The sequence below is a fragment of the Pedobacter sp. BMA genome (assembly GCF_001027745.1).
Taxonomy (GTDB): domain Bacteria; phylum Bacteroidota; class Bacteroidia; order Sphingobacteriales; family Sphingobacteriaceae; genus Pedobacter.
The window spans coordinates 401,639-419,837 of sequence record NZ_LECU01000002.1 but is presented as its reverse complement, the minus strand read 5'-3'; the positions used below and the strand labels follow the sequence as shown (position 1 = coordinate 419,837).

20 protein-coding genes are annotated in these 18,199 nt (G+C 41.5%); 18 read left to right on the top strand and 2 right to left on the bottom strand.

From position 1 onward, the window contains the following. Window positions 1–56: 56 nt before the first annotated feature. From AB669_RS04225 to AB669_RS04160, 14 genes are all read left to right on the top strand, one after another. On the top strand, window positions 57–656 hold the full coding sequence (locus AB669_RS04225; RefSeq protein WP_156166659.1) for a hypothetical protein: 600 nt from the start codon (window positions 57–59) through the stop codon (window positions 654–656). 85 nt (window positions 657–741) lie between these two features. Further along, the gene (locus AB669_RS04220; protein ID WP_047798098.1) at window positions 742–1,035 is read left to right on the top strand and encodes a DUF4134 domain-containing protein; all 294 of its coding nucleotides are present in this window, start codon (window positions 742–744) and stop codon (window positions 1,033–1,035) included. A gap of 52 nt (window positions 1,036–1,087) precedes the next feature. Beyond that, window positions 1,088–1,417, top strand: a complete 330-nt coding sequence (locus tag AB669_RS04215) for a DUF4133 domain-containing protein (protein WP_047798020.1) — start codon at window positions 1,088–1,090, stop codon at window positions 1,415–1,417. A gap of 10 nt (window positions 1,418–1,427) precedes the next feature. Next, window positions 1,428–3,899 carry a TraG family conjugative transposon ATPase gene (locus tag AB669_RS04210; protein WP_047798019.1) on the top strand — a complete coding sequence of 824 codons (2,472 nt, stop codon included), beginning with the start codon at window positions 1,428–1,430 and terminating at the stop codon, window positions 3,897–3,899. A 13-nt stretch (window positions 3,900–3,912) separates the two neighbouring features. Beyond that, the gene (locus AB669_RS04205) at window positions 3,913–4,281 is read left to right on the top strand and encodes a hypothetical protein (RefSeq protein ID WP_047798018.1); all 369 of its coding nucleotides are present in this window, start codon (window positions 3,913–3,915) and stop codon (window positions 4,279–4,281) included. Window positions 4,282–4,397: 116 nt separating this feature from the next. Next, complete coding sequence (locus tag AB669_RS04200) at window positions 4,398–5,078, top strand: hypothetical protein (protein ID WP_047798097.1); 681 nt, start codon at window positions 4,398–4,400, stop codon at window positions 5,076–5,078. After that, entirely contained in the window at window positions 5,065–5,709 is a 645-nt protein-coding gene (locus tag AB669_RS04195) for a hypothetical protein (RefSeq protein WP_053058252.1), read from the top strand. The genes AB669_RS04200 and AB669_RS04195 overlap by 14 nt, the downstream gene beginning before the upstream one ends. Beyond that, on the top strand, window positions 5,696–6,337 hold the full coding sequence (locus tag AB669_RS04190; RefSeq protein WP_047798017.1) for a hypothetical protein: 642 nt from the start codon (window positions 5,696–5,698) through the stop codon (window positions 6,335–6,337). Before AB669_RS04195 ends, AB669_RS04190 begins: the two co-directional genes overlap by 14 nt. A gap of 11 nt (window positions 6,338–6,348) precedes the next feature. Then, window positions 6,349–7,560 carry a conjugative transposon protein TraJ gene (gene traJ, locus AB669_RS04185; protein WP_047798095.1) on the top strand — a complete coding sequence of 404 codons (1,212 nt, stop codon included), beginning with the start codon at window positions 6,349–6,351 and terminating at the stop codon, window positions 7,558–7,560. A gap of 12 nt (window positions 7,561–7,572) precedes the next feature. Next, window positions 7,573–8,187, top strand: a complete 615-nt coding sequence (traK, locus tag AB669_RS04180) for a conjugative transposon protein TraK (protein WP_047798016.1) — start codon at window positions 7,573–7,575, stop codon at window positions 8,185–8,187. Window positions 8,188–8,190: 3 nt separating this feature from the next. Continuing rightward, complete coding sequence (locus tag AB669_RS22050) at window positions 8,191–8,400, top strand: hypothetical protein (protein ID WP_156166658.1); 210 nt, start codon at window positions 8,191–8,193, stop codon at window positions 8,398–8,400. An 18-nt stretch (window positions 8,401–8,418) separates the two neighbouring features. Beyond that, window positions 8,419–9,468, top strand: a complete 1,050-nt coding sequence (gene traM, locus AB669_RS04170; protein WP_047798014.1) for a conjugative transposon protein TraM — start codon at window positions 8,419–8,421, stop codon at window positions 9,466–9,468. Window positions 9,469–9,601: 133 nt separating this feature from the next. Beyond that, window positions 9,602–10,579, top strand: a complete 978-nt coding sequence (locus tag AB669_RS04165) for a hypothetical protein (RefSeq protein ID WP_047798013.1) — start codon at window positions 9,602–9,604, stop codon at window positions 10,577–10,579. An 89-nt stretch (window positions 10,580–10,668) separates the two neighbouring features. After that, window positions 10,669–10,848 (top strand): hypothetical protein, encoded by a 180-nt coding sequence (locus AB669_RS04160; protein ID WP_047798012.1) that lies wholly within the window; start codon window positions 10,669–10,671, stop codon window positions 10,846–10,848. Between the two features lie 81 nt (window positions 10,849–10,929). Here AB669_RS04160 and AB669_RS04155 read toward each other — a convergent pair whose 3' ends face one another. Further along, complete coding sequence (locus tag AB669_RS04155; protein WP_053058250.1) at window positions 10,930–11,820, bottom strand: hypothetical protein; 891 nt, start codon at window positions 11,818–11,820, stop codon at window positions 10,930–10,932. Between the two features lies 1 nt (window position 11,821). Further along, window positions 11,822–13,972, bottom strand: a complete 2,151-nt coding sequence (locus AB669_RS04150) for an NACHT domain-containing NTPase (RefSeq protein WP_047798011.1) — start codon at window positions 13,970–13,972, stop codon at window positions 11,822–11,824. 481 nt (window positions 13,973–14,453) lie between these two features. On the opposite strand from AB669_RS04150, the gene AB669_RS04145 reads away from it, so the two are divergent. The 4 genes from AB669_RS04145 (at window position 14,454) to AB669_RS04125 (ending at window position 17,627) form a co-directional block, all read left to right on the top strand. Next, the gene (locus tag AB669_RS04145; protein ID WP_047798010.1) at window positions 14,454–14,909 is read left to right on the top strand and encodes a RadC family protein; all 456 of its coding nucleotides are present in this window, start codon (window positions 14,454–14,456) and stop codon (window positions 14,907–14,909) included. Between the two features lie 679 nt (window positions 14,910–15,588). Further along, a complete protein-coding gene (locus AB669_RS04135; RefSeq protein WP_047798008.1) occupies window positions 15,589–16,194 on the top strand; it encodes a hypothetical protein in 606 nt (201 codons plus the stop codon). 184 nt (window positions 16,195–16,378) lie between these two features. Further along, window positions 16,379–16,558, top strand: coding sequence for a hypothetical protein (locus AB669_RS04130; RefSeq protein ID WP_047798007.1), 180 nt, complete (start codon window positions 16,379–16,381; stop codon window positions 16,556–16,558). A 4-nt stretch (window positions 16,559–16,562) separates the two neighbouring features. Further along, window positions 16,563–17,627 carry a DUF932 domain-containing protein gene (locus AB669_RS04125; RefSeq protein ID WP_047798006.1) on the top strand — a complete coding sequence of 355 codons (1,065 nt, stop codon included), beginning with the start codon at window positions 16,563–16,565 and terminating at the stop codon, window positions 17,625–17,627. Window positions 17,628–18,199 lie beyond the last annotated feature (572 nt).

Here is an 18,199-nt window from a genome sequence, read left to right as displayed (position 1 = left end):
GGCTTGGTTTTAAAAAAATCGTTGGGTAGTACCTGCGGTAGTACTGAATCAAAAATTTGCCAATCCCTAAAATTTGTACCAACAAAGGCCGGCAATGGTGCAGGCCGGAAAATCTCAAATTTATGTTACAACAATTTTCCTGGACAACTTTCCTCATTTTCTTCGCAGTGTTAAGCGCACTCTGGTATCTCGCGCTCCTGCTTACCGTCTTTCGTAAAGATGCGATTGCCTTTCTCTCTTGTTCGCCCGCTGAATCCCCTATAATTTCATTAGGTGATGCGGGATCTGCTGAAAAACAAGATGATCTGGCAGAGCAGGAAATTATGGGCAAATCCAAAATGCCCGAAGGACTGGAAGTGGTAAGTATGGGCGCATTGAGTTTTTCTGTTGGTGATCATTCCGCTTACAATGATGAAGATCTAAAATCAGATCAACTGGGGCTGGTGCCTGATGTGATTCAGGAGCTGAAAGAAATATTTGGGATTCTCGAAAAAGAAGATGGCACCAAGCAGGACTTTTTCTCGTTGGCCGCGATGATCAGTGAGAAGTACGGACGCATCGGTTCCAATCCCAATATCGGCAAGATCAATGAGTTCATCCGCGACCATGCCCCTTTTGCAGTTACCCTGGAAGAACTGGAATACCTGTGGGATTAATCAACTAATATTTTACTTAACGAATTTTATCATGGAAAATAACTCATTCAAAGAAGCTAAACGACAAGTTCTTCTAAAAACCGCAATGTTCTCTGTTGCCTGGCTGACACTCAATTATATCTTTTCAGTTTCCTGCTTTGCCCAGGATGGGAACGCCGGGATTCAGGAAGCAACCAATAAGGTTAAAGGGTATTTCGATACCGGCTGCGATCTGATGTATGCAATCGGTGCGGTCGTGGGCATTATCGGAGCGATCAAAGTTTTCAACAAATGGAACGCCGGAGAATCCGATACCAATAAGGTCGCCGCGGCCTGGTTTGGTAGCTGCATATTTCTGGTCGTGGTGGCTACCGTCCTCAAATCCTTTTTCGGGATATAGCCGGGTAAGGGTTTTGGAAATTAAATAATCGACACAAAAAAGCTTAGAAATTATGGCAACCATTTATCAGATCAATAAGGGCGTATCCAAGCCGATTGTCTTTAAAGGACTAAAGGCACAATATATCGCTTATTTAGCCGTCGGGCTCGTGCTGCTGCTGTTGTCCTTTGCGATCCTATACATCTCGGGCCTTAGTCTGCTGATCGTTCTCCCATTGATTGGCTTGTTAGGCAGTGTATTGTTCATCACCACCTTTCGCCTCAGCCACCGCTTTGGTGAACATGGGCTCATGAAATACATCGCCAAAAAAGGTCTTCCAAAATATATTCGATTCTCTTCAAGAAGAATCTTCACCAGACTAAAATATCACGATTATCAATAAACATAATCTTATGAAAGAGGCCATCAACATTCTGCCCATTTATAAAATAGAACACAGCTGCATCCTTTCTCATAGCGGGGACATTACCATAGGATTTAAAGCATCATTGCCTGAAATTTTTTCTCTATCTGATAGGGACTATGAAGCCTATCATCAGGCATGGGTAAAAGCAATCAAGGTGTTGTCCCCAGATAGCATATTCCATAAACAGGACTGGTTTTTAACCGAAAGTTTCCGTGCAGATTTTGAGAAAAATGGGCAGAACTTCCTTTCCCGCTCCAGTGAACGGTTCTTTAATGAGCGTCCCTTTACGCAGCATACCTGCTATGTGTTTTTGACTAAAAAACCAGCAGGCAGGATACCTTCCAGTTCTGCACTGAGCAATATTCTGAGAAGATCGATAGTTCCCACCCAGACGATCAATCCGGTTCTGGTAGCTGATTTTTTAGATAAAGCAGGACAGTTTGAACGTATCCTGCATGATTCCGGGTTCGTCAGTCTTCAAAGGTTATCCGATGATGATCTCGCCGGAACAGCCAATAAAGCTGGCATTATAGAACGGTATTGCTTTTTGTTAGGGGAAAGCGATATGCCGATTATCCGCGATATCAATTTGCAGGGCGGGATTTCTGTAGGGGAGAAGAAAATGGAAATTTATACCCTGGCCGATACCGAGGATTTGCCGCCATTCTGCGGCAGCAGGATTAATTATGAACCCTACTCGACAGACCGCTCCAAATTTAGCGTCGGTTTTGCCAGTCCGCTGGGCCAGCTTTTAAAAGGCAATCATATCCTCAATCAATATGTGTTCATTGGGGATAGCCAAAAAACCATTAAACGCCTGGAAGCTAAAAAGCTTCGCCTGCAATCCCTTTCCAGCTATTCAAGGGAAAATTCGATTTCAAGGGATGCAGTCAACGACTTTCTCAATGAAGCGGTCGCACTGGGCAGGTTGCCTATAAAATCACACATCAACATCATGGCCTGGTCAGAGGATGCTATGGAGCAAAATGAAATCAAGAACCGGGTGTCTTCTGCCATGGCTGCCATTGAAGCGGTTGCCAAACGAGAAACAGATGGCCAGGCTCAGATCTGGTTTGCGGGATTTCCCGGCAATCAGGGGGACTTTCCGATGAACGATACCTTTGATACTTTTTTGGAGCAGGCCACTTGCCTGTTTAATATGGAAAGTCATTACCGGGATTCGAGGTCAGCTTTCGGGGTTCGTCTGGGCGAAAGGCTGTCAGGCCGGCCTGTACATGTGGATATTTCTGATGAGCCCATTGCTAAGGGATTTACCACCAATCGAAACAAGTTTATTCTCGGGCCCTCCGGGTCCGGTAAGTCCTTTTTCACCAACCACTTGGTGCGCAGCTATTACGAGCAAGGTACCCATGTGCTTTTAGTTGACGTAGGGCATAGCTATAAAGGGCTTTGTGATCTGGTCGATGGATATTATTTCAGCTACAGCGAAGCCAGTCCGATTGCCTTTAATCCATTTTATTTAGCTGCTGGGGATGTACTGGATACCGAAAAAAAGGAAAGCATTAAAACACTTTTGCTCGCGCTTTCCAAAAAAGAGGGAGAGACCTTTTCCCGTTCTGAATATGTTGGATTTTCAAATGGTTTGACCCTTTACTTTAAACATCTGGAAGCCCATCCGGATATCTTCCCCTGCTTCAATTCATTCTATGAGTTTCTTGCCGGGGAGTATCTTTCGGTACTCGAAGAAAACAAGGTGCGTGAGCAATATTTCGATATCAACAGTTTCCTCTATGTGCTAAAGCCCTATTACCGGGGAGGAGAATTTGATTACCTGCTCAATGCAACAGCGCAACTGGACCTGCTTTCTGAGCGCTTCATCGTATTTGAACTTGATGCCATAAAAGATCATCCGATTCTTTTTCCGGCGGTGACGTTGATCATCATGGAGGTATTTATTTCCAAGATGCGCAAACTTAAAGGTGTCCGCAAGATGATTCTCATTGAAGAATGTTGGAAAGCCATTGCCAAAGAGGGGATGGCAGAGTATATCAAATATCTGTTTAAAACGGTCAGAAAATTCTTTGGGGAGGCTGTAGTGGTCACTCAGGAGGTAGAAGATATCATTTCTTCTCCTGTAGTGAAGCAGGCCATTATCAATAATTCGGACTGTAAGATCCTGCTCGATCAAAGCAAATATCAGAATAAGTTCAATGATATCCAGGAATTGCTGGGGCTCACCGAAAAGGAAAAATCCCAGATTCTTTCCATGAATCGGAACAATGATCCAACCAAAAAATATAAGGAAGTATTCATCTCCCTTGGTGGCCAGCACAGTCAGGTCTACCGGACCGAGGTAAGTCTGGAAGAATATCTCTGCTATACTACCGAAGAAAAGGAAAAGCTTTTGGTGCAGCAATATGCGGATAAGCTTGGGAGTGTGCAGAAAGGTATAGCAAGTCTCGCCACCGATATCAGAAACAAATCCATTAACCTATAAAAACACAGAATTCATGAAAAATTATCAATTGATTTTAGCTGCGGTTTGCCTCATTCAGCTCATAGGCTGTCAGACTAATAAGTCCAGGTCATTTCTGCCTGGAACATTCATCAATTCCGCCGGGGGTGAATTTAGCAAGGCTGATGATACACTCGCTGTTGAAGCTAGTGAAGGCAATATTTTCCTGATCCATCGCCGAACCGGGTTTAACCTGATCGAAAATGGTAAAGCCGGCAAAAGGCAATATGAGCGGGAAGAATGGAAAGCCCTTTACGATGAGGGGACCAAATCCCTAACCGAACTGAAAAAAGGAAAACTCATCACCATCTACCCTGATTCTGGGTACCTGATGATTGGAAAAAGAAAATATGTCAAAAAATAGCGCATAAAAATATGAGATCTCGAATAAACGGTGCAGGGCCATGCACCAAAATCAGAAACAGCTTAAGCAGTCCGCGGAAAATGCTGGGACTGCTGGCAACCAAAATTAAAAAACATATGAAAAACTATATGGTAATCCTGCCGGTCAGTGCCATGACCATTTGCGTGAGCCTTCCAAAAGGAGCGAATGCTCAGATCGCTGTACTGGAAGTAATCAAGGCAGGTGTAAAAAAAGTCATCCGCGCAGTGGATCTGAAAGTTCAGCGCCTCCAGAACGAAACCATTTGGCTACAGAATGCACAAAAGGTCCTTGAAAACCAGCTGTCAAAGCTCAAGCTTACCGAGATCGCCGATTGGACGGAAAGGCAAAGGGAGCTCTACAGTGAATACTATACCTCCCTTTGGAAAGTCAAAACCGCGATCACCTATTATAAAAGAGTGAAAGACCTCACCCAGCGACAAATCGCCATTGTGGATGAGTACAAGTGGGCATGGGGACTCTTTCAAAAGGACAGACACTTCACCGTGGATGAACTGGATCAGATGCAAAAAACCTATCTCGGGATTTTGGAAGAAAGTGTTAAAAATCTTGATCAGGTTTTGCTGGTGGTTAATTCATTTAAGACCCAAATGAGTGATGGAAAGCGGCTGGAAATCATCAATAATGCAGCGGCGAAAATGGAAGAAAACTATACGGACCTCAAGACTTTTAATTCCAGAAATATTGATTTGAGCATCAAAAGGTCAGTATCGCTGGAGGAAGTGGCCAAATTAAAGGAGCTATATGGAATCGATTAAAAGAAAGTGTTCAGCGCTGATGATATTAACATTGTTGATGTCGGGGGCAGTAAACGCGCAGACCTGGTCGGAATGGTTTTCTCAGAAAAAGACGCAGCAAAAGTACCTGTTTGAACAGGTTGCCGCCCTTAAACTTTATGCCGGATATTTAAAAAAAGGGTATGAGATCGGCCACTCCGGACTCACCTTTATCAAAGATGCCAGTAAAGGAGAGTTTGACCTGCACGGTGCGTTTTTCAGTTCACTAAAAGGGGTAAGTCCGGAAATCAGGAATAATGTAAAGGTAGCGGAGATCATCCAGATGCAAATTGATGTATCAAAAGCTTTCAATGCCTTGCGCAGCGCTAAAGGCTTAACCGCTCAACATGTATCTTATTTGGATCTGGTCCGTAGCAATCTGCTGGATGAATGCCTCGCAGATATGGAAGAGCTGCTGCTCATCATTACTTCCGGAAGGGCAGAATTGACAGATAATGAAAGGCTGCTGCGCATAGACCGTTTGCACGAGCAAATGCAGGAGAAAAGGAGTTTTGCCCTTGGCATCTCTGGCACTTTCCGGCAGCTTGGTGCCGAGCGGATGAGAGAACTGGAAACGATAAAAAAAATGGAGGGATGGTATGAAAATAGGTAAAATAACCAGCATTGCTTTATTCAGTGTACTCAGCTTTTTATTTTGTGTCAAAAGCTTTGCACAATCCACTGAAGCCCAGCAGTTACTGTTGAATGTCGAAAAACTGAGCCAGCTCAAAAATATTCTGAGCGATATGAAAAAAGGTTACACCATTATCTCTACTGGATACAATGCGGTAAAAAATATCTCGCAGGGAAATTTTTCACTGCATGAAACCTTTCTGGATGGGCTCTTATTGGTCTCCCCTGAAGTGCGCAAGTATGCCCGGGTCGCGGACATCATTACGGCACAAAAGGATATCGTTTCAGAGTATAGACGTGCCCTGAAAAACTTCAATGCCTCGGGTCTGATGAACAGCGGGGAGCTGGAGTATATTTCCAGGGTGTATGCTGTTTTGTTCGATCAAAGTAAAGACAATCTCGAGGAACTCACTTTGGTGCTTACCGCAGGATCGCTTCGCATGAGTGATGAGGAAAGACTATCCGCGATTGACCGGATTTTTAAGGATACCGCTGACAAATTGGTTTTCTTGAGAAGCTTTAACAGGGAGGCTGGCACATTACTCGTCCAGCGAAAGGGTGCACTAAAGGATGTTCAAGGCGCAAAAGACCTGTTTAAGATCAATTAAAATTTAAGATGATGAAAAGATTATATAATCTCCCTTTTAAGGGAGCATGGGTTTGTCTTATGCTTTTTATTTTTCCCTTCGCTGGTTTTGCTCAAGGGATAGCAGGTGAGCTTTCAGGCATGCAAGCAGTACTAGATCATGTGTATGAAGAGATGATTCCCTTGAGTTCCCGGCTGATTGACGTGGCCAGGGGAATAGCAGGATTCGGCGCCCTTTGGTATATCGCCAGCCGAGTATGGCGGCAGATTGCGGCTGCGGAGCCCATCGATTTCTATCCCTTGCTTCGCCCGTTTGCTCTTGGCCTATGCATCATGATGTTCCCCGCGGTGCTTGGGATTATGAATGGCGTGCTCAAACCTACAGTTTCGGCTACCGGCGCCATGGTCAGCGACAGTAACAGAGCAATTGAGCGCCTGCTAAAACTTAAAGAAGCGGCCATCAAAAAATCAAAAAACTGGCAAATGTACGTGGGGGAGAGTGGTCAGGGAGATAGTGATAAATGGTATAAATATACCCATCCAAAAGACCCTAACAGGGATGACGAAACTTTTTTGGATGGGTTGGGAAATTCCATGCAGTTTTGGATGGAAAAACAAAGCTATAACCTGCGCAATTCGATTAAATCCTGGCTTAAGGAAGTTTTAGAAGTGCTCTATGCTGCAGCTTCACTCTGCATCAATACCATTCGGATATTCTTCCTGATCGTGCTGGCAATTCTAGGACCGCTGGTATTTGGCTTTGCCGTCTTTGATGGTTTTCAACAAACGCTCACCGTCTGGCTCGCGAGGTATGTGAATATTTTTTTGTGGCTGCCCATTGCCAACATCTTTGGCAGCATACTAGGGAAGATTCAGGAAAACATGATCAAGGTGGATCTATCCCAGATCGAGGCACAGGGAGATACCTTTTTCTCCTCCACTGATACGGCTTACCTGGTCTTCCTCATCATCGGAATTGTAGGCTATTTCTCGGTGCCCAATGTGGCTAATTACGTCGTGCACGCAGGTGGGGGAAATGCGATATTGACCAAGGTCAATTCTCTCATCGTTGCCGCACCAAGGTCCGGGATAAATGCAGCAACAGGAGCAGGGGGCATGGTTGCCGATGCGCTTGGGGATAAGGCCCGAGTTCAATCTCAAGGATATGCTTCCGCTGCCCAAGGGGACTACTTTCCTGATCATGGAAATTATCAAAAAGACAAAATTTCTGGAAAAAATACTTAAACCTTATCGCCTATGTTCACGCAATTCAAAAATATCGATACTGCTTTTCAGCACATCAAGCGCTTCAGCTTTTTTCTGATCATCGCCTGTATTTGCCTTTCCGGGTTCGCAATCTACAAGGGATTTAGCCTAGCCAACAGTGCCCAACAGCGGGTTTACATCCTGGCCAATGGCAAGGTGCTCGAGGCAGTATCCGGGGAACGAAAGGATAATATTGCAGTAGAGCTCCGTGATCACATCAAAATGTTTCACCACTACTTTTTTACCCTGGATCCCGATGAAAAGGTTATTCAGTCCAATATCTCATCCGCATTAAACCTGGCGGATGAAAGTGCCAAACGGACCTATGATAACCTCAAGGAAAAAGGATATTTCAATAACCTGATCTCAGCAAATATCTCCCAGGAAATCATGGTCGACAGTACGTCGCTTGATCTTGCGGAATACCCATACCGCTTCAGGTGCTACGCCACGCAGAAACTGATTCGGGCAACTTCTACAGTAACCCGGAAGCTCATCACTGCCGGAACCTTAAGGAATGTCTCCCGCTCGGATAACAATCCGCACGGATTTTTGATACAGCGCTGGGAGACTCTGGATAATCACGATGAACCCATAAACCCTTAGCGAATGGAAAAGGAATCAAATATTAAGGGAAGCAAATCCATTGGGATGTCCGAGCTTAACCAGAAGATACTTTCCGGGCAAAAAAGATTGGCAAACCATCTCAATCTCAGATGCCGGAAAATTTCCTCAAAAGGGCTTTTAGTTATGCTGATTACTTTCACTGCCATGATGAGTGCCCTCTTGCTCAAACTTATCATCTGTGCCATTCAATAACCATTTAACAAATAAAATATGAAAAATCAAAAAATCAAGGACAAAAGAAAAATTCTGCTCGTGCTGCCTATACTGATCCTGCCATTTCTTTCCCTGGCCTTTTATGCCATGGACGGGGGAAAGACTGCTGAGAATAAAGCGAACAGAAATTCCGGCATCAATGCTTCACTTCCCAATGCCAACTTTGGTAAGGAAAAACCGACGGGCAAAATGGGGATTTATCAGGAAACTAAGCGGGACTCTTCAAAAGCGAGTTCCGGACATCTGGAAGAGGTCGCGGGTAGATTAGGCTTTAGCACCCCTCAGGCAACAGATCCTACGAAGGACATTGATCTTAAACTACAGCAATTGAATGCGCAGATCAATGCACCATCCGAACCTAAGGCCTTGCCCTCTTCCCGCGAGCGCAATATAAAAGTGCCCGGGATGAGCAACGATGTCGACAGGCTGGAAAAGCTAATGTCTTCCATGCAGGGGAATGCTGGCGAGGATCAGGAAATGAAACAACTTTCTGGCATGCTGGAAAGGGTATTGGATATTCAACATCCCGAGCGCGTGCGAGAGGCCTACATCAAACAAGTCAATGCAGCGCCTGAAGAAAGATTCGCTGCCATTCCAGCCGAGGTCGCGGCAAAACAAACCCTCATTCAGGGCGCAGTGCTCAAACTGGTGCTTTCCGATACCGTCACCATCAATGGTACCTTGATTCCAAAGGGACACGAAATTTTTGGACTTTGTAATTTAACTAACCAGAGGTTATTAGTAGATATCAAAACCATTCGCATTGGTAAAAGTATCATTCCGGTAGACCTGTCTATTTACAGCCTGGATGGGATTAAGGGAATTGCAGCGCCAGATGCGATAGTAGATAATGCGATATCCGGTGGGGCAGATGATGCGGTGAGGAGTCTGCGACTTTTGAGCATGGACCAGTCCATAGGAACTCAGGTAGCCGGTGCTGGTATTGACGCCGCTAAAGGACTTTTTTCCAAAAAAGTAAGGCGGGTAAAAATGAAAGTGAAGGCAGGTTTTCCCGTCCTGCTTCGGAACAACCAGATTAAAAAGTAATCTCAGTTTGAAAAAAAAGGGACATGTCTATCTGCCAGGTCATCGTGAAGATTTCTCTTTTTTTTATAGGCAGGCCGATGAATTAATCAAAGGATGAAAAATAGCAAATCAGTTAACCATTAACATCAATAGTATGAATTTAAACAATTTAGAAAATCTCAAATCTGAGATGAAAGCTCTGGGCTTCAGTAAGGCGCTCCAGGAGAAAATGGAAGAAAACATGAAATCCAATCTTCCTGAGTTTATTTTAAAGGACCAAATCAATGGACATAAGGGACAGATTGATCTTAACCTTTATTTCAAGCAATCCGGCCAGTCCGAAAATTACTACCTAAACAAGTATGATGTAGCACTGAATGAAGGCAAGCCATTGGAGGTGGGGCAGAAGTATTTGGTCATTTCTCCAAGTGATACGCCCGGAAAAAACAATGTTTTCAAAAGAGAAAATGTGGCCGAGGCTATCGAAGTATTCAAGAAGCACACGGGAAATGCGGAACTCGCTGTCGGAAAAGATGCTGCCCACAAGACCAAACTCGCTACTATGGAAGAAGGCAAGATCAATTATGTAGACAAGGAATTCGGCAGGACTTTCCGCAATCCACCATTGCCGCAGACCATCTGGGTAGAAAGGGGCAAAGGCTTTACAGCTTCGCAATCTGTAAACTTGATTGAAGGCAGGGCGGTATATCGCGAAGATATGCTCACTCAGGGCGGATTACCTTATAAAGCATGGATGAAGCTTGACCTTGATGGCCCGCGAGACCGACACATGAACTTTAATATGAACCAGTATCACGATCCTTCGTATGGATTTAACATAAAGGAAGTACTCGATAAATTCAATATCAAGGAATTGGAGAATCCTAAGGATCGTGAGAAACTTGAAGCGCAGCTTAAAAATGGCGACCGCCCGTCCATCACCGTAGAGAAAAATGGCGAGCAGGTCAAATTGCAGGTGGAAGCGGTACCGCGTTATTCTCAACTGAATATGTTTGCAGTCAATGGCAGGGCAGAAAAAAGGGAACAGTTCTTAAAAGAGCCTTCCTTAAATAAAGCTGTAACAAAATCAAAGGGAAAAGAGGTTTCTGCTAGTCAGGGCTTGGGCATTTAAGCGCATTTTGTATTTTAGCGGCTCGTTTTTTGTAAATAATAATTAAATTTTATAACCGCTGACGTTTTTGGTCAGCAAAAGAAACAATTATGGAAAAGTTTGAAAAAGTAAAAGAATTGGTATCAACAATTGAAGCAGATGCTACTAAATTTTATGACGGTGGCAATGCAGCGGCAGGTACACGTGTACGAAAAGCGATGCAAGATCTTAAAGTTTTAGCTCAGGAAATCAGAGCAGAAGTAACAGAAAAGAAAAATAGCGATAAATAATCCTATCGCTGTTTTGGGAAATGATAAATCCCGGCCATGGGTCGGGATTTATTTATTTTATTCGTAAAGGTAAAAGTTTAGCTACTCTTTGCAATTTTTGATAAATTCAGGCGTGATGCTATTAATGCGCTCGTTCTTTAAAATGAAATAGTTAGTGAAAAAAATTAGGTTGTTGAAGGTTACTGGAACGGCAATATCTGTATTCGCTAATTCTTTAATAATAGTTTCACGTTCAACTTTGAGGAATTTCTTCGGTAATTTCACATCATCAAGAAAAATTTGCTTTAAATCATCACGCATTTCTTGTGGCTGAAATTTTAACCGGAATTTATTTCTAAACATAGCTTCCCAGTTCTTGCCCTTGAAATGTTGGTATGAAAGTTCATTAAAAAGTGATTTGAGTGCTATATCATTAACTTCCAAGCTAGCGTAAATTCCGTTCAACATGCGCTCTTTTTCTACATGACCTTCCCATTCATCCTTACATTTGTATCTCAGGCTATGATCAATTTCATGCCATCCTTCTGACAGCACGGTTCTGAGCTGTAATTCAAATGTCTGATCTACCAGATTAAGACCTTCATACTGGGACGCGGCCTTTGTCTCCTCGAATATTTTTATATCGGAGGATGTAAATCCGCAAATAATATTAGTTCTTTTTGGCTTGAATACTGTCAACTCATGCACGTCAATTTCCTCATCAATGAAATTCATAGTTTCCGAAAGCATATCCTTAACGAGATTAATGTCGTCTTGAAAATAGGTGACAATTCTTATTCCAATGATATCTTGTATCTTTCTTCCATCGATTGTGTATGGTTTCCCTTCTTTTTCTTTCCTTCCGATTTTCTCTTCAAGCGATTTTTTACCCTTTGAGCGGCTAAAAATTCTATATAGAATGCCGACTTTATCTAGTCGCTCAATAATATGTGCACAGATGTTCTTTTCGATCAGTTGCAGACTGCTAGTCATGTTAGTTGTTTATATGATTTAAAAAGTTCATCGCTTCCCTGGTAATAAAGCCTACATCATCCTTGAAATGGAGATAGTCTTTACGTTTTAAGCTATCTACTATTGCACTTATTTGTTTATCTGAAAAGCTGGACAGTCTCTTCCTGATAAATGAGAATTTTCTTGGTTTTGGACGTCTACTATCCACTTGCAAGAACTGCTGTAAAACCATTTCCTCTGTTAGCTCATTTTCGGCCTTTGTTTCAATGAGGTCTTTTTTGTAAAGCGCGTTGATGGTTTCTAAGAAACTGTTGTTATCCTGACAGGCATATATGCCAAAATCCTCATATTGAATGTTGTTTGGATTGATTATCCCACAATCGAAAAACTTACAATTTTGAAAAGACGACTTATTAAATTGTGAAAGGCAGAAGTTACAGTTTTCAAACACAATACTTGAAAAAATACAGTTTTCAAAAGTATTATTTTCACAGAAATCAACTTTTCTAATCGTCTTGTCATTAAGAAATAGGTCTTTCCAATTTCTTTTGAATTCTTTTTTAAGGAAATAGTCCAAATCAAAAAAGAATTCGATTGGGAATTTAAAATCATTGCCATTGTATACCTCCCAAAGCCTGTTTTTTTTGTCGATGCTTTGAATTTTAAATGCTTCAATTGATTTAGATGCAAAATCTAGTGGAACTATTTCTGTGAAATTTGTGTAATGCTCTTGAAACTTATTAAGTATAAGATTTTCCCCGACCAGAAATCCAAAAATAAATTCGTTGATAAATCCCACATTTCCATCGCCTTTTCTGTCGAGAAATACATGGTTTGAAAGCGTCTCCGCTAATTCGTCAACAGTAGGCCTCTCTTCATTTCTGTATTCTTTGAGACTATCTTGTAATGCTTTTAAGTTGTAGTCTTTGATGAGCTCCTTGATTGTGCTCTTGCTTTCTGCGGTAATATTAAATTCAGACATGAACCGAATCAACTTCCTGAAAATCCTAAATTGCGAAATGTTGTCCAGTTTCAGGTTCTGTCTGGTTTGTTCCCTGCTGAGCAGATATTCGAAATATTTGTCAATTATAGTTCCCTCTTCAGAAGAAATATATTGCTCTAATTTTTCGATCGGAATATTTCTCAAATAAGATAAGAGAACTGGATTCGAAATTTGATCGATGGGAAATTCATGAGCTTTGATTACCTCTAGTCGTTGTTCTGAAAGCCAGTTTTCAATAGTTGGCTCCTTGATCTCAAACCTAGCTAGTGAAAAGTTCTGAATTGAGTTGTAAATCGTATTGATAAATTCATCACTGTTCAAAATTGCTGTTTTTCTGGACGTTATAATGATCTTTGCATTTTCCTGTAATAAATCAACTATCGTTGAGAGCATGCTTTCAACATCCTCTTTGTTGCTTTCCTTCGAGATTAATTCATCAAAACCATCAATTATCAATGGAATACGTCCTTTATAAATTTGTTCAAGGACGATATTCTGTTTTATGCCATTAGGAAATTGGTCATCAATCTCATTTAATAAAATATGCTTGAAGACCCTTGCTTCCCGGTTCCGAGAAAGCTCCGTAAAGAAGGGGAGCTTCCTAGTCTTTTCTAATGATAGTGTGTTAAGTATTTCGTTAGCTGTACAGGTTTTTCCAAATCCTGCTGGTGCTTCAATGACGATGAACAGTGCTCCTTCTATAGTATTGAATAATTCATTTATCTTTCCTATGATACTGGTTTCTGAGGAGTGAAATGATTTTATTTCAATAATTTCGCCGTCATTGTTTTGAAGTGAATAGTCAAAGTCACTGTCAATATATTTGTAAGCACTTCCTTCTGGTAAATTTAATAACTGTTTCTTCTCAAAATTACGATACCTGCTTTTCAGCTCATGTCCAAGTGGAGTTTTGATGAAAAAACCCTCAAACAAGTATTCCTCGACCTCCTCAATGTTTTTAATTATTTTAAGCTCAGTGGCATAGCCTGCCTCAGAATATTCTGATTTGTATTTGCTTACGTCGGTTTCCTCGTCGAATGATATAATTTCTGCTGCATGATACATTCCATACTGGAGTGTATATATCCTTACGGCATCTGTTGAACTTCTGGAGATTTTGTAATTATATGATTCGAAAAGTTTATCTATAAGTGGTAGTTTTTCTGTCATAAGCATTTACTTGTATGGTAATTCATAAAAATGGGTGTTCCGGTAGTTAATATTATTTAATATCGCCACCGTTAAAAAACTTATTATAAATTTTTGGAAAGTGTTTGAGTGGAGAGCGATGTTTGAGCCAGCAATATATCAATTTATTCAAAATATATTAAAAAACAGGGGTATTTGATTATCCACAAACTAACATTTTTAGTTGATCACTGTCTTACCACATAGCAACCAGTGAATTTAGAATTGCTAATATCATAAAGCCCAAACCCGAAGGCTATGCGAAATGAATTTTTAAATTCATTTACGTCAAGGGGTTGCATTTAATCAGGGTACCAATTTAGGTTATGAGGGTTGGCACGCAAAAAGAAATTCCGGCATAAACCCTCCTGTGGCCTTTGCACTCCTTTCCATTTATTCCGTTGCTTCTTTTGCTTTGGCAACCCTAAAACCTTTGCCTGTACCATAATTAATTCAAAATATTATGGAAAATTCATTTTATCAGCTTGCTGAAATCGAAATCAGCTATAAGCCAAAATTTAAATCTGTAGAGCGGCCACAGATCGATAGTGCAAATAAAGCCTACCAGGTACTGATCAATAATTGGGACCTTAACAAAATTGAACTTGTGGAGGAATTCAAAATTATTTTGCTCAATCGCAGGAACAGGGTGCTGGGTATTGTTAACATATCTCAGGGCGGAATGTCCGGCACGATCGCCGATCCCAAAATCATCTTCGCTGTTGCATTAAAAGCCTGCGCTAGTGGTATTATTCTTTCTCATAGCCATCCTTCAGGAGAATCAAGCCCGAGCGAGGCCGATATCAAGTTGACCAGAAAGCTCACCGAAGCTGGTAAGTTGCTTGATCTCCAGATACTCGACCATATTATCGTTTGCAGCGATGGATATTACAGTTTTATGGATGAGGGAATGATATAAATTTCAAAGCTACTGCAGCATTGCTGCAGTAGCTTATTTTTTATTCATTTTTATTTAACTGCTACTCATACATTCTTATTTCAAAACATACTTATAGTCCACCTGGAATACGCATCTGTAAAAGAAATCTAAACTAAAAACGGAAATACAGCCGTGGACATAAATCCGTTTATCTGAATTAACGCTCTCAAAGTTTAAGTTAATCCCACAAAACATCTTACTCCAATTTTTTTTAATATTTCTTACTCCTTACGCTTTAGCTACTTTTTCATAAACCCACCATCGCAACTTCCCCTTCATATGTTTAAAATTTCCACTGCAATAAAGTACCTGTAGGCATTTTGAGTAGCAAATTTCTGAACAATCCGTTTGCCGTCAAGACCTAGCCCTAAAGGGTTTGCTGAAAAAAAATCTTCCTTTCTCGCTGAGCTCTAAAGCGTATTTGTTTTTCGCAAAGTCTTGCCTTGCAATCTGGATTGTATCAAGGAGAGGTGGCTTAACAAAAAGCCAGAAGGCTCCTGCCGACTGACTTTGAACACTAAAATAATTAAGCCATGGACCGATTAAAAGACAGAAGCCCACCGACCCAGACCCCGCGCGCCTCGGAGCGTATAGGGAACATTGCCCCAATTAGGAAAATCATTAATCAATTTATTCTCAATATCAAAAATCAGAAATCATGAAAAATCAAAGCATCAATAACACCAACGGAAAAGCCGATTTCTTAGATATCAAATCTGCAAAAAATCCATTTTATCAACCCTTGGCAGGTAAGGCAAATCTAAATGCTGATAATAAGGCAACTATAAAAGATGAACCGAAAAAAGAGGAATTGAAAACAGAAGATACCGCAGGAGCTTCAAAACCTGAGAAGATAAAGGAAAATACAGAGGAGCCAAAGTCCATCGGCGCGGTCGTTCAGTTGCCACAGCCTAAGGAAGAAACAAACGAACCAAAAATGGCAGAGGAGAAACTTGGGAAACCGGCGCTGAATTTGGAAGGTACCTTAAAACTGGTGGAAGAACTTCACCGTCGGATGGTGCAAAGGGGTAGACTCGTGCACACCATTGACAACCTCGATAAGTTTGAGATCGAGCAAAAGCAGGAAGCCGAAGACACCTCTACAAATTATTATCAGGGCTGTGAACTGGAAATTACGGACGATAAACGCAACAAGTTTTCAACGAAAAACCCCGTGATCATTAAAGCAGTTGCGCTTTTTGTACGAGACTTGTGCACAAATCGTCTAGCTGAAATCGAGGCCGAAATCACAATACCGGCTTAAATTTTTTTGCCCTGCCCAGTTAGGGCAGGGTTATTTGAATCCCAAAACCATCTATGCCGCATTTTTTGAATTACTCGACCAATTATAAAGTAAAGGATATGCTGAGAACCTTGAGGAAGAAAATCCAAAATCCTCTCACCTCCGATACAATCAATTTTTAAATAAGTTTCAAAACTAAAATACCATGAAAACAGAAGAGCTATTCTTTATCGTTCGCATCGAAGTGCGGACCGATCACGGAAATATCAATGATACCCTAGAGGAAATGGAAAAACAATCCCGTTTTGTGATGACCGACACGGCAAATGTTAAAGTGGTCAACTCAGAAATCCTAACCACAAAAACCAGAAACCCCAAAAACTAAAATCATGGCACATAACCTATATTATAACCAGCGGACAAAGAAACACAGTTTCTTTTCCGTAAAAGAAAAAGCATGGCACAGCCTGGGAACAATCATTGAAGATTATCCGACCAGTGCCGAAGCATTAAAATTTGCAGGGTTAGATTATAGCGTGGAAAAACGCCCGCTCTTTACCCTCGACAATGTAAACTTTGACCTGCTCAATGCACTGGCAAAGGGAATTGAGCCAGACGTATCCGTTCCCAACTATTACGCAAATGTCCGAACGGATTCGGAAGAGGTGCTAGGGGTAGTGGGTAAAGATTATCAAATTGTGCAAAATATCGAAGCTTTTTCTTTCTTTGACAGCATCGTAGGGAATGATGATGGCATAAAATACGAAACAGCCGGCGCTTTGGGTAAAGGAGAGCGAATCTTTATTACCGCTAAACTTCCCGACTATATCAGAGTAGGTAATGATGATCTCATCGAGCAATATCTTTTCTTAACCACATCCCACGATGGTTTTGGAAGTATTACAGCAGCATTTACCCCTGTCAGGGTCGTTTGTCGCAACACATTAAATGCAGCAATGAAAAATCAGCAGAATACCATCAAAATCAGGCACACTTCAAGCGCAAATGAAAGGCTCAAACAGGCGCATCAATTGATGGGGATTAGTAGCCGGTTGGGGCAGGAGATGGAAGACCTTTATAATCATTGGGCAAAAATCCGCATCGATGACAAAAAGATTAGGCAACTGATCGAAGTGGCAATGTCGCCAAGTAAAGAAGTGCTCACTAATTTGCACGAAGAAAAAAGGGATTCATTATCCTCCCATTACCTGAATATCGTAGAAAATGTCTATGAGTTTGCGCTTAGCGCACCCTCGCAAATGGTAAAGACCACAAAAGGAACTTTGTTTGGGGCATATAATGCAGTAACCGGCTACTTCCAAAATGTTAGAAATTTTCCGAATGGAGAAAATAAATTTAAGAGCATTATGTACGGAACGGGTTTTCAACGCTCACAAAAAGCATTTGATTTATGCGCCGAATATGCAACGCTTGGAACATTCCATCTTAATTAATCAAGTGGCTTTTTAGCCACTTGATTAACCCATCAAATCTGCCAGTCGCGCTCCGCGCCTGAAGTCAGTATTAATTGATTTCGTTTTCGAAGTACCATTGCTTTATTACCAATACTAGTTTCTTTTTGTCAAAATCTAACAATGAACCCGGGTATTAAAAGGGTCGACGATAAGCAGGTACTTTCTTATTATTGATAGCTTAAAATTTTTTATGAACTGCGTTGGTATGATGGGATAAGCAATCCGCTTTGATATGTTAGTGATATTTACTATAGGCCAATTTTCGGTAATTCCTGATCAGGTTTATCATCTAAAATTGCCTGTTTTGCTGGGAGATTTCATAGACGTTTCCCTGCCTTTGATTAGATATTATAATAATCGATCGTCATTTTGAAGCTTTTGTGGTTAATGAGGCTTGGTAATGTAAAGCGCTTCCATCTTGCGTATGTGTGAGCACCTTATTGCCTTTTAACCCACAGCCACCTACGCCAGATTGCTGGTCTGCGGAAAAGGAGGTGAAAATCTCGGCAGTGGATTCCGGATTAATAAGGCAAAAACTAATGATGCGGTGC

Bases quoted from the DNA above. Each gene is read 5' to 3' on its own strand.
- AB669_RS04220 (WP_047798098.1), top strand. From the start codon at position 742: ATGTTCTCTGTTGCCTGGCTGACACTCAATTATATCTTTTCAGTTTCC.
- traJ (WP_047798095.1), top strand. From the start codon at position 6,349: ATGAAAAGATTATATAATCTCCCTTTTAAGGGAGCATGGGTTTGTCTT.
- AB669_RS04165 (WP_047798013.1), top strand. From the start codon at position 9,602: ATGAATTTAAACAATTTAGAAAATCTCAAATCTGAGATGAAAGCTCTG.
- AB669_RS04125 (WP_047798006.1), top strand. From the start codon at position 16,563: ATGGCACATAACCTATATTATAACCAGCGGACAAAGAAACACAGTTTC.
- AB669_RS04210 (WP_047798019.1), top strand. From the start codon at position 1,428: ATGAAAGAGGCCATCAACATTCTGCCCATTTATAAAATAGAACACAGC.
- AB669_RS04130 (WP_047798007.1), top strand. From the start codon at position 16,379: ATGAAAACAGAAGAGCTATTCTTTATCGTTCGCATCGAAGTGCGGACC.
- AB669_RS04135 (WP_047798008.1), top strand. From the start codon at position 15,589: ATGAAAAATCAAAGCATCAATAACACCAACGGAAAAGCCGATTTCTTA.
- traK (WP_047798016.1), top strand. From the start codon at position 7,573: ATGTTCACGCAATTCAAAAATATCGATACTGCTTTTCAGCACATCAAG.
- AB669_RS04150 (WP_047798011.1), bottom strand. From the start codon at position 13,972: ATGACAGAAAAACTACCACTTATAGATAAACTTTTCGAATCATATAAT.
- traM (WP_047798014.1), top strand. From the start codon at position 8,419: ATGAAAAATCAAAAAATCAAGGACAAAAGAAAAATTCTGCTCGTGCTG.
- AB669_RS04200 (WP_047798097.1), top strand. From the start codon at position 4,398: ATGAAAAACTATATGGTAATCCTGCCGGTCAGTGCCATGACCATTTGC.
- AB669_RS04190 (WP_047798017.1), top strand. From the start codon at position 5,696: ATGAAAATAGGTAAAATAACCAGCATTGCTTTATTCAGTGTACTCAGC.
- AB669_RS04205 (WP_047798018.1), top strand. From the start codon at position 3,913: ATGAAAAATTATCAATTGATTTTAGCTGCGGTTTGCCTCATTCAGCTC.
- AB669_RS04155 (WP_053058250.1), bottom strand. From the start codon at position 11,820: ATGACTAGCAGTCTGCAACTGATCGAAAAGAACATCTGTGCACATATT.
- AB669_RS22050 (WP_156166658.1), top strand. From the start codon at position 8,191: ATGGAAAAGGAATCAAATATTAAGGGAAGCAAATCCATTGGGATGTCC.
- AB669_RS04160 (WP_047798012.1), top strand. From the start codon at position 10,669: ATGGAAAAGTTTGAAAAAGTAAAAGAATTGGTATCAACAATTGAAGCA.
- AB669_RS04145 (WP_047798010.1), top strand. From the start codon at position 14,454: ATGGAAAATTCATTTTATCAGCTTGCTGAAATCGAAATCAGCTATAAG.
- AB669_RS04215 (WP_047798020.1), top strand. From the start codon at position 1,088: ATGGCAACCATTTATCAGATCAATAAGGGCGTATCCAAGCCGATTGTC.
- AB669_RS04195 (WP_053058252.1), top strand. From the start codon at position 5,065: ATGGAATCGATTAAAAGAAAGTGTTCAGCGCTGATGATATTAACATTG.